The 18,368-nt window shown below is 33.5% G+C and carries 7 protein-coding genes; 6 read left to right on the top strand and 1 reads right to left on the bottom strand.

The genetic code is table 11. The annotated features are described in order from the left end of the window. Positions 1-335: 335 nt before the first annotated feature. Positions 336-1,838, bottom strand: coding sequence for an MFS transporter (locus FLP_RS05260; RefSeq protein ID WP_083195798.1), 1,503 nt, complete (start codon positions 1,836-1,838; stop codon positions 336-338). Positions 1,839-2,694: 856 nt separating this feature from the next. Here FLP_RS05260 and FLP_RS05265 point away from each other — a divergent pair. From FLP_RS05265 to FLP_RS05290, 6 genes are all read left to right on the top strand, one after another. Continuing rightward, positions 2,695-3,987, top strand: coding sequence for a family 8 glycosyl hydrolase (locus tag FLP_RS05265; RefSeq protein ID WP_243397517.1), 1,293 nt, complete (start codon positions 2,695-2,697; stop codon positions 3,985-3,987). 95 nt (positions 3,988-4,082) lie between these two features. Continuing rightward, positions 4,083-5,303, top strand: coding sequence for an acyltransferase family protein (locus FLP_RS05270; protein ID WP_207797815.1), 1,221 nt, complete (start codon positions 4,083-4,085; stop codon positions 5,301-5,303). A gap of 406 nt (positions 5,304-5,709) precedes the next feature. Then, complete coding sequence (bglX, locus tag FLP_RS05275; RefSeq protein ID WP_065448475.1) at positions 5,710-8,001, top strand: beta-glucosidase BglX; 2,292 nt, start codon at positions 5,710-5,712, stop codon at positions 7,999-8,001. Between the two features lie 1,098 nt (positions 8,002-9,099). Then, positions 9,100-13,254 (top strand): two-component regulator propeller domain-containing protein, encoded by a 4,155-nt coding sequence (locus tag FLP_RS05280; protein WP_065448476.1) that lies wholly within the window; start codon positions 9,100-9,102, stop codon positions 13,252-13,254. Positions 13,255-13,686: 432 nt separating this feature from the next. Then, entirely contained in the window at positions 13,687-16,791 is a 3,105-nt protein-coding gene (locus FLP_RS05285) for a SusC/RagA family TonB-linked outer membrane protein (RefSeq protein ID WP_065448477.1), read from the top strand. Positions 16,792-16,840: 49 nt separating this feature from the next. Beyond that, on the top strand, positions 16,841-18,364 hold the full coding sequence (locus tag FLP_RS05290; RefSeq protein ID WP_065448478.1) for a RagB/SusD family nutrient uptake outer membrane protein: 1,524 nt from the start codon (positions 16,841-16,843) through the stop codon (positions 18,362-18,364). The last annotated feature ends 4 nt before the right edge of the window (positions 18,365-18,368 follow it).

Raw genomic sequence — 18,368 nt, forward strand, 5'->3', positions numbered from 1 at the left:
GTTAGTATTTGGCAAACAGCGCATTTTTTAATGCGCTGTTTGTTGTTTTATATGTACCGCTTTTTTCTGCTTTACAATCTTTTTATAGACTAAATGTATCTGTGGGAATGAAACTTTAATTAAGGAGTAGTCAAAAAGAGTGCTATAACTGTTTTGATTATGGTATGTTCTCAATTAAACAGCAATATAGAACAAACTATGTGCTTCATTTTATGTAAAAAAAGAGTTAAATAGAATTATAACACTTGCGTATAATGCTTATTTAAAATGCCTAAGATGAGGTTTATAAAAGTGATTTTTGCCCTGATAAAGGGAATCAGAAAAGACAAATATTTTTAGCATTCTCTTCTTTCTTTTAAATCTGTTTCAATCTGGATTTCCGTTTTTTTATCTATGTTGTAAAAACACAATAAGACCGCACTCAAAATGAAAATAAAGCCAGGATAGATACTTACTGAAAGTTTAATACCTTCTACTGCCGCCGGTATCTGATTGACTTCTTCGGCTATGTAACCGTATTTAGATAAAAAAGCCGCACCTAATGCGCCGCCAATACTTATGCCAATTTTTAGCCCGAAAATCATTACCGAAAAAACAGTTGCAGTCGCTCTTCGGTTGTTTATCCATTCACTGTAATCGGCCACATCAGCAATCATGGTCCACAATAAAGGAATTGTTATTCCGTAAATAAAGCCATGTGCCAATTGGGTCAAAAAAACCATTGCAATAGCCGTTCTATTATAGAAATTAAATAACAAAAGACTCAGAGCAGATAAAAAAATAAAAGCGATATAAATATTTCTTTTACCAAAAGAATCTGCCAGAAGCTTTGAAAACATAATGCCAAAAATCATAAAAATAATTCCTCCGGCATTAAAAAGACTAAATGCAGAAGTAGCCGCATCTTTTGGCCACTGAAAATTAACAAATCCCATTCCCGTCAATAAATTATTAAGGTCGTCAATAAAGGCATTAAACCCAATGTCATTCAAAAAAATACTTTGTGCAACAGGATCTAAATAATATTTAAAGTAAAAAACATACATGCCACCTTTTAAAGACAAGGTTATAAATACCAGAACGGTAACCAGTAACATAACAATCCAGGGTCCGTTTTTTGATAAATCAATAAAATCCTGTTTAATGGAAGATTCCTGATTCTTTGCAGGTATAATTCTTTCTTTGGTAGTAAAAAAAGTAATCAATAAGCAAATAACTCCTGTAATAGCAAATAAGATCATTGTATTTTGAAATCCAACTGCTTTATCGCCATGTCCCAGTATAGAAACCAATGGTAATAAAAGCGACTGAATGATAAATTGGGCAATCATTACAGCTACAAAGCGATAGGAGGAAAGACTGTTCCTTTCTTTCATGTCGCCCGTTAAAACACCACTTAAAGCAACATAGGGTAAATTGCTTGCTGAATAAATTAACATCAGAAAAAAGTAAGTCAGCAAGGTGTAGATTATTTTGCCGTTTTCGCTAAAATTTGGAGTTAAAAAAGATAGAACAGCCGCAATTCCAAAGGGCAAGGCCGTCCATAATATCCACGGTCTGAATTTTCCCCATTGCGTTTGGGTTCGATCCGCAATTACGCCCATAATGATATTAAAAAAAGCGCCAATAAAACCGCCTGTAAAGATAATTATGCTTGCGGTGCCGGCAGGAATTTTATAAACATCAGTGTAAAAAAAAGCAAGGAAAGTCAGCAAAGTCTGAAAAATTAAGTTCGCAGCAAAATCACCTAAACCATAACCTATTTTTTCTAGTATAGAAAGCTTTTGCGATGTATTACGAATCACTATAGCTGCTGTTCTTTTTTTGCTTTTCACCATTTCGCTTGTTGAGAATTATGTTATAGAATACTTTTATCAAAAGCGAATACTTCTTTTTGCTTCTATAATTTAATAAAAATCTTAGACGTAAAAATAACTGGAAAGTTGAAATAAAGATTGTCAATTTTGAAGCTATTAATAGCATATTTGAAGCATTATTTTTGTTTCTGCAACAGCTAAAAAAGAAGTTTTATTTGTATTAAAAGAAACGCTACTTTTTTATTGGTTGCTTTTTTGAAAGATATACTTGTAATTATTGCAGAAGATACAATTATTTCATTTTTCGATCTGTTGTAATTTTTTGGATTAGCTTTTCTGAAACTTATAGATTTCGATTTAAAATAATTCACTCTAATTTATTTTCAGATATAAAATAGGGTGATATTTCTTTTTATTATGATTTATTTTTAAAGTAAAAAAAAGTTAAACAACCGATTGTGTATTTACAATTTTGTTTATATTTGTAATACATACACTTATTAATAATCACAATGACAAATTTGTTCTTGAAATTAATTTATAAGTATAATTTATTACAATACACTGATGGTTAGTGTTAGTTTTTTAATTAAAAGCCGGAAGTTAAGCCCCTTTCGGCTTTTTTTTATTTTAAAATTATGTAAGTCTACCGTTTTGCCAGTAGAGAAAATAATAGGTAATAATGATCTGTTCAAAGTTCAAAAAATATAATAGTATTTTTTAACTTTTAGGTTACTTCAATCCATGCACCAAAGTATGAGTCATAAATTCTAAGTGACGAGAAAACGAATTGATAGAATTGAATTAAAATAGGATTCAAATCGTAGTACTTCAGTAACGATAAATTAAACCAAATATAAAAAAGAGAAATATGGTTATGAATAAATGTTTTACAAGTCAATACAAAGTTAGAATTCGGGTTTTGATACTTCTTTTTGTTTTAATTGTTCCTATTATGTCATTTAGCCAAAAAACGGGAAGAATACAAAAATCAGAATCCCAAAAGCCGGAATACCGCAATCTTTTTGCAGCAGCGGGTTACAGCCAAGCCGATATAGATAAGAAATTAGCGAAAGCTTATTATGATATTTTTGAAGGACCTAATAAAGTTTATTTTGAAGAAGGCGATGCATTAGGATATGTTTCTGATGTAAAGAATAACGACGCCCGTACCGAGGGAATGTCTTACGGAATGATGGTCGCGGTTCAACTCGATAAGAAGGAAGTTTTCGATCGCATCTGGCGATGGTCTGTAAAATATATGCAGCATCAGGACGGACCAAGAGAAGGGTATTTTGCTTGGAGTGTAAATCCTCAAACAAAAAAACAAAACTCAGCAGGTTCTGCCTCAGATGGAGAATTGTATTACATTACCAGTTTGCTTTTTGCTTCTAACAAATGGGGCAATGCTACCGGAATTCATTACTACAATGAAGCCAGAAGAATATTGGATGCCATGTGGAAAAAAGACGGTACCGGTAACATTCATAATATTATAAACACAGAGCACAAGCAAATATCTTTCGTGCCGGAAGGAGGAGGATACAATTGGACAGACCCTTCGTATCATGTTCCTGCATTTTATGAAATATGGGCTTTATATGCTAAAGATGGCCATGAGCAGTTTTATAAAGAATGTGCAGATGTTTCCCGTAAATTTTTGCATAAAGCCTGTCATCCTGTAACAGGACTGACCTCAGATTACACCGAATTTACAGGAGAACCGCATCCTACACCCTGGATGCCTGGAGGATTTCGTTACGATTCCTGGCGTGTTCCTATGAATATTGCAATGGATTATACCTGGTACGGAAAAGATAAAAAATGGCAGGAAGATTATGCTAAACGATTTCAAAATTTCCTGAGATCGAAAGGAATGGAAACGTACGTAGATCAATACAATCTCGACGGTTCTACGCCAGATTTTATTCTTCAGGCCGGTCCGGTTAAAAAACTCAGACACTCGATAGGATTAATAGGAACTTCTGCTACCGCGTCACTCGTTAATCCTGATAAAGAAAGTATAGATTTTGTTCATGCTGTCTGGAACGCCAAACTCGAACCTTATGAGGATGGTTATTTTGACCCTTACTACGATGGTCTGATGTATCTTTTTAGTCTCATGCATCTTAGCGGAAACTACCGCATTATAACACCATCAATTAATTAGATAGCTAAAATAAGTACCGAAGTGATTGGGAAGTTTGCCGCAGTTGATGTTTTTTTTAAGGTTATGATGCAACGTTTTAATTTTAAAATTCGTCTATGATAATAAAACCTTATTTATTGACTATTATGACATCAAAATTGCAAAATTCCCGGACACTCTGGCTGGATTATTTAAAATCATTCATTACCGTATTGGTGGTAGCTCATCATAGCTCGTTAGCCTATACAACTTTTGCCTGGTTTGACAGCAGTGCTTACATCAATTCTACAGCCCCAATTGTAGATCATAACAGATGGATTGGGATGGATATATTCGAGAATTATAACGATATTTTCTTTATGTTCCTTATGTTTTTTATTGGCGGTCTTTTTTTGGTAAAAAGCATAGAGAAAAAGGGGACCACATATTTTGTTAGGGACAGAATTAAACGGCTCTTTATTCCGTTTCTTTTTTTAGGTACATTTTTAATGCTTTTGTCTTATTTTCCGGCTTATTATGTAGCGCACCAAAGTACTACTATTGCAGATTATGTAATTGATTTTTTTACCATTGAAAATTGGCCTCCGGGTCCGCCTTGGTTTATAGGAGTACTTTTTTTCTTTAATTTAATTCTAGGAGTTGTATATCCTTTTATAAAAGAAAAATTAAATAGATGTTCTGATAAAATCTCGTTTTTCACTAATCGTCCTGTAGCTGTTTTTGCGGTTTTATTTGGTCTCACTTTTATTCTGTATGTACCCATAGCGTATTGCATTGGAGCTGGAAAGTGGGTGTCTTTTGGACCGCTTGATTTCCAGCTGAGTAGATTAGTTGCCTATTTTGGGTATTTTTTATTAGGTGCTGTGGTCGGTAACAGTGATTTTGATCGTCATATTTTTTCATCCAATTCGCGTTTTGTTCTTCAATGGAAGTACTGGTTTATTGCGTCTCTTGTTTTTTATAGTGCAGTAACGTACCATAACAGAACGGATATTCTGGGCCAATTTGTAGATAATGGAATCATGCCTGAATTTGTGGCATGGATGATTTATTACACCTTGTATGTGGGTTCCTGTACCGCTTCTTGCATGGCTTGTATTGGTTTTTTTAGAACTATTGTAAAACATAGTTACAGATTATGGAATTCATTAGCTGAAAATGCTTACTTAATTTATCTTCTTCATTACTTTTTTGTGCTTTGGGGACAGTTTTTTTTATTGAAATACGAATTACATGCATTATGGAAATTCTGGATAGTATTTTTGTTTTCTTTGGCCGCCAGTTGGATTACAAGTATTTGCATGCGAAAAATAAGTATTATAAAAAGATACTTATAAAAATAGTACTGAGATAATTTAGTAATTGTTTCGAGATGAGGAGTTGAATAGGTTGAGCTTAATAGTAAAGTAAATAACTAATCGTATTTTCAATTTAATTTTAAATTCCTTTTCTCGAATTGCAGAGCGGTTTTATAAAAAGAACTAATCCGGAAACATTCTTCGTTTTTTTAGTAGAAGTAATCAGTTTGATTTATTGGGTTATATAAATACATCATTTGTTTTATATAATGCTTCAAATTTACTACTCCTTTTGTCACTGGAAAACTACATTTACAATCCTGAATTCTAAAAAATTACTGGAATATAACTTTTAAAGTTAGTATTCAGAATAGATCATGACAAAAAACTAATGTATTATTTCTAACTAATTTCTAAACCTCTGTACTAAAATTAAACCACAATGATGAAAAAACAAATTAAAAAATATTCCTTTTTACTGCTTATCGTTTTTACAAACGGATATGCTCAGACCAAAAAATATATGGACACAAAGAAACCTGTTGAAGAGCGCATTACACTTTTGATGAAAGAAATGACTCTGGAGGAAAAAGTGGGACAAATGAATCAATACAACGGATTTTGGGATGTAACGGGACCGGCTCCAAAAGGAGGAAGTGCTGAACTGAAATACGAACATTTACGAAAAGGCTGGGTAGGTTCGATGCTTACAGTTCGTGGAGTAAAAGAAGTTCGAACGGTACAGAAAATTGCGGTAGAAGAAACCCGATTGGGAATCCCGTTGATTATAGGTTTTGATGTAATTCACGGTTATAAAACGTTAAGTCCGATTCCGTTGGCAGAAGCGGCCAGTTGGGATTTGGAAGCGATAAAAAAATCGGCTGCGATTGCTGCAGATGAAGCTTCGGCATCTGGTATTAACTGGACTTTTGCACCCAATGTCGATATTACAAATGATGCTCGTTGGGGACGTGTGATGGAAGGTGCGGGTGAAGATCCTTATCTTGGAAGTAAAATAGGTTATGCAAGAATAAAAGGTTTTCAGGGAGAAACTGTTGCAGATTTGGCTAAAGTAAATACTATTGCAGCATGTGCCAAACACTTTGCAGCATACGGTTTTGTCGAAGCAGGATTAGAATATAATATGGTAGATATTAGTAATTCTAAATTATACAACTCTGTTTTACCTCCTTTTGAAGCCACTGTACAAGCGGGAGTTCGTACTTTTATGAATTCCTTTAATACCTTAAATGGCGTTCCGGCAACGGGAAATGCATTTTTGCAAAGAGATATCCTGAAAGGAAAATGGAAGTTTGACGGTTTTGTAATTTCTGATTATGCTTCGATTCGCGAAATGATCGCGCACGGTTATGCCAAAGATGAAGCAGATGCAACTGCAAAAGCGGTTATTGCAGGTTCTGATATGGATATGGAATCGTATTTGTATGTGGCAAAATTAGTTGGTTTGGTAAAAGAAGGAAAAGTAAAAGAATCCTTGGTTGATGATGCCGTTCGCAGAATTCTACGCGTGAAATTTGAATTGGGTTTGTTTGATGATCCGTACAGATATTGCGACGAAAAGCGCGAAAAAGAAGTTGTTGGCAGTAAAGCCAATAATGAAGGCGTTCTGGATATGGCGAAAAAATCGATCGTATTATTAAAGAATGACAAAAACTTGCTTCCGCTAAAAAAATCCGGACAAAAAATCGCTCTGATTGGCGCTTTGGCAAACGATAAAAACAGTCCGTTGGGAAGCTGGAGAATTGCAGCAGATGACAATACTGCCATTTCGGTTTTAGAAGGAATGCAGCAATACAAAGACAATCAATTGGTTTTTGAAAAAGGGACAGATTTACTTTCGCAAAAAGCTACTTTTTTAACAGAAACAGTTTTTAATACAACAGACAGATCCGGTTTTGAAGCTGCCAAAAAAGCCGCAAAAAATGCAGATGTTGTCGTGATGGTTCTGGGAGAATACGGATTTCAAAGCGGAGAAGCCAGAAGCAGAACCGATTTGAACTTACCGGGATTACAGCAGGAATTATTAGAGGAAATTTATAAAGTGAATCCAAATATTGTTTTGGTTTTAAATAATGGTCGTCCGTTGAGTATTCCGTGGGCTGCAGAAAATATCCCAACAATTGTAGAAGCATGGCAATTAGGAACCCAAACCGGAAATGCAGTAGCTCAGGTTTTATACGGCGACTACAACCCAAGTGGAAAATTGCCAATCTCTTTCCCAAGAAATGTGGGTCAGGTTCCTATTTATTACAACAAATACAACACAGGAAGACCAATTGACAGTGATAAAAACGTTTTCTGGTCGCATTATATGGATGTGGAGAAAACGCCTCAGTTCCCGTTTGGTTTTGGTTTGAGCTACACGAAATTCGATTATAAAAATCTAAAAATCAACAAAACAACTTTTGCAAAAGGAGAAAAAATCCAAGTAAGTGTTGACGTTACCAACTCTGGAAATTATGATGGTAAAGAAGTAGTTCAGTTGTATATAAATGACGCTGTTGCGAGTATTGTAAGACCCGTAAAAGAATTAAAAGGTTTTGAACTTGTTGCATTAAAAAAGGGAGAAACTAAAACCATTCAATTTACATTGACAGAAAAGGAACTTGGTTTTTATGACAATGAAGGCAAATTTTTAACAGAGCCTGGCTTTTTCAATATAATGGTTGGATGGAATTCTAATGAAGGACTTACCAGTAAATTTGAATTAAAATAAAATCTTTTAAAAAAAATTAAACACAGAGAAACATAGGTTATATAGAAAAAAGTTGTCGAAAAGAGAAACAAGTTTCTTTCACATAGTCCTAAAGTATTGAGATTTTTAACGCAGATTTAAAAAGATTTAAGCCGATTATTATTAAAATTAAATCGGCGTAGATCTGCTAAATCTGTGTGAAACAAAATCTTTTCAATTACTTAAAAGTTTAATCAGGAAAGTAATTAGAAAAATCCGTTTTTATCAGCGTTTTCGCTTTAGCGAATCAGTAAAATCAGCGTCTAATTTTGACGCGGATAAAACATATTTACTTCGTAAAAACGCGGATAAAAACGGATTTGATTTGCAATAATTTTATTTTTTAAAAACTTAACTTAATGACATTATCCGAAGCGCAATGTCATTAATTAAGGGAGAGTATATAATGCTACAGTGAATAAATCTCGCAAAGACGCAAAAATCGTAAAGATTTTGTCATTTCGACGAAGGAGAAATCCTCGTAAGTGACTCCGCAACGAAAATCCAATCTTTGTCGAGCTTCTCGCGAGGATTTCTCCTTCGTCGAAATGACAATATTGTGTTTAAGCTTTGCGGTTTTGCGAGATTAAATTTTAGTTTATAAAAACTTAACTTAATGACATTGGCCGAAGCACCGGGATTTATTCTTAAGTCAACAACCTAATAACCTGAGTACGATTACTTAATAATCGAGCTCAGGTTTTTGGCAATATGATAAAATTTATACCTAAAAACTTTATTTCATGTTTAGTTTTATTAATATTGTTTATATATACGTAAAACAGGATCAATCCTAAAAACTTGTGGAGATAAAAAAAATACCACAGAGAACGCAAAGTTTTTTAAATATATTAAGTTTAGAAAAAAACACAAAGTTCACAAAGCTTTGTGGACTTAGATTGTGTAAACACGACTTAAATCTTAGTGAACTCTGCGATAAACCTTTGCGTTCTCTGCGTTAAAAAATAATTAGGGAATATAAAATTTTTAATGTTTCTCCACAACATTTAGTGTTGATACATAAACAGAAGTTAATTTTCAAATTTAATTTTCAGAGCAAATTGATAATAATACTATTAAATGAAAAATATTAAATATATTCTTGTATGCTTTTTTGTGTATGCAAATTGCTTGTTTGCTCAGGACAAATTTGACAACTACCAATTTAGAAGCATACAGGAAACTACTTCAAAAAGAGCCATTTCTTCAATTATTCAGGATAAAAATGGATTTATCTGGATAGGTACAAACGGCACGGGTTTGTATCGATATGATGGTGTAAATTATTTTGGATATGAATACAATAAAAAGCCCGGTTCACTAAACAGTAACTTTATTTATGCAACCTTTATTGATTCTGATAATAACTTATGGGTGGGTACCGATGATGGTTTATGCTTGTACAACAGGGATTTAGATAATTTTACTAAAATCAATATTGAAGATGTAATCAGAAAAGGTTATGACGAGCCTATTACCGTAAAGACAATTATTGAGGATAATAATGGTAATTTAATTCTGGGAACTTATGGTTTTGGATTATTCAAACTCAATAAAAAAACTTTAAAAACTACTCTGATTCCGTCAAAGGTGTTGGACAAATTTAATTTTCTAATAAAATCTTCGGTAAAAAATAAACGGGGTATTATTTATCTGGGAACAAGTTATGGACTTTTAGAACTTGATTTAAACGGAAAACTCAAGCAGGTTTATAAAGACAAATTTAAAAGAGAACCATTATTAGATGATATCGAAAATCTTGTTATAGATAAATACGGATATATATGGCTGGGAACGACTGAAAGCGGCCTGATAAAAATTAAACCTGAAACAGATAATTACCAATTTGAGAATTATGCTATTACCAAAAACAAAATCTTATCGATTATAGAAAGCAGTCACGACTATATCATTTGCGGTACAGAAAATGACGGATTATTGGTTGTCAATTATAAAGGACAAGTACTCCAAAAATATTTGCATAGTAAGTATAATGACTTTAGTTTAAAATCCAATTCGGTTTGGTCTTTATACGAGGATAAAGAAAAACGACTTTGGTTGGGCTATTTTAATAAAGGACTTGGCGTATTTGACAAACCCAATAACAAATTCAATTCGCTTGAATCACAGGTAAATAACGATAATTCACTTCAAACCAGTTATGTAACTTCGATTATAAAAGATAAAAAAGGAAATCTGTTAATCAGTAATGAAGGCGGAGGTCTTGATATTTATAATCTTAGCAATAAAAGTTACATTCATGTCAACAAAAACAATCAAAGCTACTATTCTGGTTTAGATGCTGTTGATATTCAGTCCATATTTATAGACAGTAAACAAAATATCTGGATAGGAAGCTGGGATCGCGGCATCTACTTTTTGAAAAATGGCACTACGCGATTCATAAACTACAATACAGCAAACACTCCAGGATTAAAATCGAATCGCGTTTTTAGTTTTTCTGAAGATTCAAATGGCCGAATCTGGATTGGAACTTTTATAAAAGGATTGCATTATTATGATAATAAGAACAATACATTTGTTCATTGTGAGTCGAAATCATTTATAGAAAATGCTTTAGACAACGCTTTTATTCGTAAAGTTTTTGTAGACTCTGATAATGTTTTGTGGGTAGGAACCATCTTAGGCTTGTATCAGGTAAGTTTAAAAAACGACTCTGATTTTAAAGTGACCAATATGCGTGATGCCATGTTCAAAGACAAAACGAAGTACAACAGCATTCAGACTATTTTATCGATTTATGAGTCTAACGATAAAACGATATGGATAGGAACAGATGGCGAAGGATTGTTTAATTATAATAAAAAACACAGGACGTTTTCGAACTATAATAACTTTCCGGGTTTTAAAGAAAAATCGGTTCGCGCTATAATTTCTGATAACAACGGATCTTTATGGATAAGCGGCGGATCGGGTTTAACAAAACTTGATTTCAAAAATAAAAAAAGCACCAATTTTACTAAAGATGATGGTCTTGTTGATAACGATTTCAATAATAATGCGGTTTTTAAAGATGGAAATGGAGAGTTGTATTTTGGCAGTTATGAAGGAGTAAATTATTTTAATCCTAACGAGATCAAAAAAACAGAAAAAGCGCCAAAATTATATTTCAGCGATTTCAAATTGTTCAATAAATCTGTAAAACCAAATGAAGATTCCTCTCCCTTAAGTAAAGTAATTTCCCAAACTAAAGAAATTATTCTCAACTACACACAATCGGTTTTTACGATTGAATATGTGGGAATTAACTATAATTATTCTAAAAAAAATCAATATGCCTATTATCTGCAAGGCTTTGAAAAAGACTGGAATTATGTAGGCAATAACAGAACCGCAACGTATACCAATCTGGCTCCCGGCGATTATGTTTTTAAAGTAAAATCGGCAAATGCAGATGGTTCCTGGAGCAATACTCCATTAGAATTAAAAATAAAAATCCTGCCTCCGTGGTGGAAAACTTTTTGGGCTTATTTATTATATACTTCTATTATAATTTTCCTGATTATATACCTGAATAAAATTTATCAAAATCGTTTTAAAGCCAAACAAGCCATAATTTTAGAAAAAGAAAAAAACATTCAGTCTGAGAAATTAAACAATAAGAAATTGCAGTTTTTTACTAATATTTCACATGAATTCAGAACACCGTTAACACTAATTATTAATCCTCTTGAAGATATTTTAAGAACTAAAAATCTATCTCCGGAGATTCATAATAAATTAAAAATAGTACACAAAAGTTCCGACAGGCTTTCAAGACTGATCAATGAGCTTATGGATTTTAATAAATTAGAGTTTAATAAAATCTTCCTTCAGGCCAAAAAAATTGAAGTTGTAGCCTTTACACAGGGAATCATTGGTTATTTTGATGAGGAAGCCGCTGCCCGAAACATCACCATTCATTTTGAATCTGCATTTGATGAGCTTGAAGACTGGCTGGATCCTAAAATGTTAGAGAAAATACTATTTAATATTATTTCAAATGCATTTAAGTTTACTCCGGATAATGGCATCATTACCGTTTCTGTCAATACATCAGATGCCAATAGTTCGCTTTTGATAAATGGCAGTGAAGTTCCTTCCTTTTCGATAACTATTACAGATACCGGTTCAGGCATTCGTAAAAAAGATTTAAACCGAATCTTTGATCGATTCTATCAGGTCAATAATGTAAACAAAGATTATTATGGAAGTACAGGAATTGGTCTGGAGGTTGTAAAAGAATTTATTGAGCTGCATAAAGGTAAAATTGATGTTGAAAGTGAGGTAGGAGAAGGGACAAAATTTACGGTAACTTTTCCTTTGGGTAAATCTTTTTATAAAAAAAGCGAAATAGTTGACGAGGTTTTTAAAATTGAAAAAAATAAAAATAAATTTTTGTATGAACCCAATAAAAACACATCTGAAGATGAGGATTTTACGAATCAATCTATCGAAGATGCTATAGTGGAAACTGCAAAAACACACACTGTTTTAATTGTTGAAGACAATCCTGAATTAAGAAATTACCTCAAACACGAACTAAGCAAATTATACAAAGTTATTGTGGCCGAAAATGGTCAGAAAGGTTATGAGCTTGCCGTTCAGAAATTACCTGATTTAATCGTTACAGATGTTATTATGCCGGTAATGGATGGATTACAATTGTGTAAAAACATAAAGGGAGATTTAAAAACAAGCCATATTCCCTTATTAATGCTCTCGGCAAAAGCAATGGTAAAAGACCGACTGGAAGGAATCGATTCCGGCGCTGATATGTATTTGAGCAAACCATTTGAGCTGGATATTTTAAAATCGAGTCTCGCCCAGCTTATTACAAGCAGACAGATCATGTTCAAGAAATTTTATAGCGGAATCACCAAAGACGGTAAAGAAAAAACAACTTCACTCGATAATGAATTCATTCAAAAAATCCTGCATTTTATTAATGAAAATATCAGTGAACCTGAATTGACTGTGGAACTTTTGTCTTCTAAAATCTTTTTGAGCAGAAGTCAGTTGTATCGAAAAATAAAAACACTAACAGGAGTTTCTGTTAATGAGTTTATTAGAAATGTACGATTAGAAAAAGCCAAACAATTGATCGAAAAAGGAAATAATAATATTAATGAAATTAGCTATAAAGTTGGTTTTACTTCGCCTTCCTATTTTGCAAAATGTTATAAAATTAAATACGGACATTTACCTACACAGGAAAGAAGAACAAAAGATTAAAGTAATTCTTTTAATTATTAATGATATTATAAAGAGCTTCGATTGTAAAATTGAAGCTCTTTTTTTATGAGGTAATTTCCTTAAAAAACGAATGGTTTTGAAACCCAATAAAAAGCTATATATTAAAAATATTATCTCTTTTTTTAAACTAACAATATTTTTTAACCAAAAATTTTAGCAATATCTCAGCGACTGTTTTCTTGTTTTTAGGCGCTTTTTGAGCCGTAAAAGGGTATCATATGTTCTTTTTGCATCATCTGTTGCACAATATGCTTCATCTATTCTACAATAGCACTCCTCTACATTCTACTTTCGTTAAGAAATATTTAAGAAAAAAATCTGTCGTCATTTTTTCTCATGATGAGCTTACAACAGACCTTCTATTAAATGTTTTCCAACTAATTATTTAACTTAAACTCTAAACCAAATTTTATGCAGAAAAGAACATTAAAAAAACTATTGTGTTTAATAGTATGTATGTGGGGAAATTTTTTCTTTGCTCAAACTATTAAAGGTAAAGTAACATCGGGGGGAGCCAGCCTACCGGGTGTTAGTGTAATAGTACAAGGAACAAAAAACGCAACAGTTACCGATTTTGACGGTAGTTTTGTTTTAAATAATGTAGAACCTAAGGCACTGTTGCTTTTTAGTTATGTAGGATATAAAAATTTATCATTGCCGGCAGACCCTAAATCTGTGATGCAGGTAGTTATGGTAAGCGACCTCGAAAAATTAAATGAAGTAGTGGTTATAGGTTACGGAACTTCAAAAAGAAAAGATATAAATGGTGCAGTTTCCTCTATTAAGGCTTCTGAAATTCAGGACAAGCCCTTTACGTCTATTGATCAGGCACTTGTAGGTAAAGCTGCAGGTGTAAATGTTACTCAAAATTCAGGGACGCCAGGAGGAGGGATTTCTGTTCAAATTCGTGGAATCACTTCTATCAATGGTAATGAACCGTTATATGTTATTGACGGAACACCTGTTTTTGCAGATAAAAACAACGACTCATTTTCTTTCAGCGCATTAGGGGGAGGAAACGGGCAAACTAAAAACTCAGCTTTATCGGGTTTAAACATTTCGGATATCGAAACTATTGATATCTTAAAAGATGCATCGGCTACAGCAATATATGGTGCGAATGGTGCAAATGGAGTTGTTTTGATTACCACTAAAAAAGGAAAAAAAGGAAAATCAAAATTTACTTATGAAACCTATTTGGCTACGCAGCAGGTAACCAATACTGTTGATGTTTTAAACTTACCTGAATATGCTAAGTATCAGGCAAAAATATTCAAATTAAACGGAGAGCCTGTTCCTTTTCAGTACCAAAAACCAGATTTATTGGGTAATGGAACAGACTGGCAGGATGAACTTTTTAGAACTGCTACATTGTACAACCATCAATTATCATTCTCTGGAGAAAAAGATGGAACGCGTTATTATACTTCTTTAAATTATTTTGATCAGGAAGGAATTGTTTCCAATTCTAATTTTAACAGATTATCTATGCGATTAAATGTAGATTCTAATGTGAAATCATGGCTGAAAATTGGTAACAACTTATCGGTAAGTAAATCATCGCAACAAGTAGTAAGAAATGACGACAGAGGTGGTTTAGTAATGAATGCGTTAAGACAATCTCCAGAATTGCCGGTTAGAACTTCTGATGGTTCTTATGCCGGACCAGTAAGCGGTTTAGGTTCTTCTGCAAATGAGGCAACAAACCCAATTGCTTTGGCAGAATATAATAATTCGACTACAGAAAGATTTAAAATTAATGGTAATTTGTTTGCCGATTTTACGATCATCAAAGGATTGGTTTTCAGATCAGAATTAGGATACGATCTGAATTTTGCAAAAAGCAGCACTTTTGTACCTAAATACACTTTAGGAAACGTATCTGAACTTTTAAACAAATCATTCAAACAACAAGATCAAAGTTATTATTGGAACATTAAAAACTACCTGACTTATAATAAAACGATCAGTGAGAAACACAATTTTACTTTTTTATTAGGCCAGGAAGCTCAGGAAAGCCGATATGAATACCTAAGCGGTTACAGAACGGGTGAGTTTTTAAATAAAGATTTCACGAACTTAAATATTGGTGATATTGATACTGCGCTTAACGGGAATGGTTCTGGCAGATGGTCTATGGCATCTTATATTACGAGATTAAATTATAGTTTTTCTGATCGATATTCTTTTACCGCTTCTTTAAGAGCAGATGCTTCTTCCAACTTTGGACCTAATAACAAATGGGGTTATTTTCCTTCTTTTTCCGGAGGTTGGACGGTTAGTAACGAAAAATTCTTTGAGCCTTTAACAAGGAACATTAATTATTTAAAATTTAGAGCAGGTTACGGTCTCGTAGGAAACCAAAATATTCCGGCAAACAGATACCAGACTATTTTATCATTGCTTTCATCTCCTTTTGGAGGCGTATCTCCAACAATAGACAACTTAGGAAATCCGGATATAAAATGGGAGTCACTAAAATCTTTCAATGCTGGTTTTGAAATAGCAATGGTGAATAACAGAGTAAAATTAGATTTTGATTATTACATCAAAAATTCATCTGATTTCCTTACGAAACAAATCAATGACGAATCGAATCAAAGTGCACTAAATTATTACCTGAATACGGGTGAAATTGTAACTAAAGGAATCGAACTTACTTTGAATACAAGAAATATCTTAACCGAAAATTTCACCTGGGACAGTACCATTATTTTTTCAAAATACAATAATGAACTTACTCGTTTTCAAGGCGAAGGAAAATCATTATTAGGAAAAGTGCAATTTGATTTGTACAACGTTACCAGAACGACTGAAGGACAGCCGGTAGGACAATTTTATGGTTATAAGACCGACGGATTATTTAAAAATGCAGCTGAATTAGCAGCAGGGCCAATCCAGGAAACAGGAACAGGAATTGGAGATGTTCGTTTTAAAGATTTGAACAACGATGGCAAAATCGATGCTAAAGATCAAACCGCGATAGGAGATGCAATTCCTGATTTTACTTATGCATTTACGAACAACTTTAAATACAAAAACCTTAGTTTATCTGTGGTCTTAACAGGAAGTCAGGGCAACCAGATTTACAATTTTACACGTCATTATACTGATGGTATTTATCCGGGATTTGGAGACCGATTTGGAAATGTTAGTACCGAAGTATCAAATGCTTTTGAAGCTGGTGTAAACGAAAATACCACTGTACCAAGAATTACGCTTAACGACCCAAATGGTAATGGCCGAATCTCGAATAGATTTGTGGAAGATGGTTCTTATTTAAGAATTCAAAACGTTTCTTTAAGCTACGATTTACCAAGCAAAATATTCGATAATTCTTTTATATCCAAAGTAAGATTGTATGTGAATGTTCAGAACCTGTACACATTCACCAAATATTCAGGTTTCGACCCTGCACTAGGAAACTTAGACCAAAACATAACGCTAAGCGGTATTGATTTAGGACGTTATCCTGTGCCAAGAACAACTTCTCTGGGATTGAATCTGGAATTTTAAAATTGATAAAAAACACATTTAACTTCATCGTTAACATAAAAAAATAGTTATGAAAAAACTTTTTAAACTTTTTATGATGGGAATGCTCATACCATTGCTGTCTTTATTTTCCTGTTCAGATGATTTTTTGGATGCGCCATCTGAAAATCAATTAACACCAGCCGATTTGCCCGAAGGAGTTACAGCTTTTGACGGAATCGCCGAGAGTTTGTATTTTAAACCATGGTTTACCTTTAATGATAAATTCCTGATTGCTGTAGGCGATATGTACGCCGGCAACGCCTTTACATTTGATGGTGCTTATTCACAATTTAAAGATGCTCAGGTAACCTCGCAAAACCCAATCCTGACAGAAGGATACGTTTCACTGTTTTCGGTTATCGATCAGTCTAATAATTTAATGAGTTTAGTCGAAGACAGAAAAAGCGAATTGCCTGAAGCATCGTATAAAAATGCTATTGCGATATCACGATTTATGAGAGCAAATGCTTATTTCTATCTGGTAAGAACTTTTGGTGCAGTGCCTATCATTAGCAAAGCAGGTTCTGCAGCACAACCAAAAAGAAATCTTGTTGCAGATGTTTACAAATTCATCAAACGGGATTTAGAATTTGCTGTCGCAAATTTACCTGAAAAATCAGTAAAAAAAGGATACGTGACCAAATTTACTGCCATGGGGATTCTTGCAAAAGTGCATTTAACTTTGAATGAATATGCAGAATGTGCCGCTTTAACACAGCAAATTATTGGAAACCAATATACCTTAATTCAGGACTACGGAAACTTATTTAGCAGTCCGGAAAATAATAATAGTAACGAGAGCATGTTTGCCCTGCAATGGAAAGCAATTGCAACAGAATGGGGAACGCAAAATACCAATCAGGCATATATAGTTCCAGGAGGTACAGGAATTACTGGTGGTGGTGACGGCTGGGGAGTTTATCTTCCTTCTATTTCATTGCAAGGTAGCTTTGAGCCAAATGATACGAGAAAAAAGAATACCATCATGACAGATGGAGACTATTATCCTGAATTATTAAAAAGTCAAGGCGGTTTTCTTTATAAAAAAATATACTCTTCGACAGCAGCTAATTTCAGAAAATACATTGTAGGTTCTGCTGCCGAAAGAAACGATGTGTTTTTTATGAGAACATCACAAAACACCATTATATTACGATATTCTGACGTTTTATTAATGAATTCTGAGGCGATTATGGCAGGAGCACCTTCTACAACTTCTGCTGCTGCTTTAAGCACTTTTAATCAAGTAAGATCGAGAGCAGGATTACCTCCTAAAATGATACTTACAAGAAATGATTTATTTAATGAAAGAAGAGTGGAGTTTGCTCTTGAAGGACAATATTTCTTCGATTTAAAACGTCGTGGACTTGCCGAGGCAACAGCAGTTATTTCGCAGCAGGAAGCTGGTTTTTATTCCAATGATGACAGAACCGATTTGGTTTCTGTAAAAATAACTCCCGGAAGTAATTATTTCGAACTTCCATTACCGCAGTCTGCTATTGATACTAATCCATCATTATTAGAGGCTCCGGTTCCTTTTAACTTTAATTAATTTA

This window comes from Flavobacterium piscis, assembly GCF_001686925.1.
Lineage (GTDB): Bacteria > Bacteroidota > Bacteroidia > Flavobacteriales > Flavobacteriaceae > Flavobacterium > Flavobacterium piscis.

Excerpts from the sequence above, each read along its gene's own strand:
- FLP_RS05260 (WP_083195798.1), bottom strand. The coding sequence starts at position 1,838 with ATGGTGAAAAGCAAAAAAAGAACAGCAGCTATAGTGATTCGTAATACA.
- FLP_RS05265 (WP_243397517.1), top strand. The coding sequence starts at position 2,695 with ATGAATAAATGTTTTACAAGTCAATACAAAGTTAGAATTCGGGTTTTG.
- FLP_RS05270 (WP_207797815.1), top strand. The coding sequence starts at position 4,083 with ATGATAATAAAACCTTATTTATTGACTATTATGACATCAAAATTGCAA.
- bglX (WP_065448475.1), top strand. The coding sequence starts at position 5,710 with ATGAAAAAACAAATTAAAAAATATTCCTTTTTACTGCTTATCGTTTTT.
- FLP_RS05280 (WP_065448476.1), top strand. The coding sequence starts at position 9,100 with ATGAAAAATATTAAATATATTCTTGTATGCTTTTTTGTGTATGCAAAT.
- FLP_RS05285 (WP_065448477.1), top strand. The coding sequence starts at position 13,687 with ATGCAGAAAAGAACATTAAAAAAACTATTGTGTTTAATAGTATGTATG.
- FLP_RS05290 (WP_065448478.1), top strand. The coding sequence starts at position 16,841 with ATGAAAAAACTTTTTAAACTTTTTATGATGGGAATGCTCATACCATTG.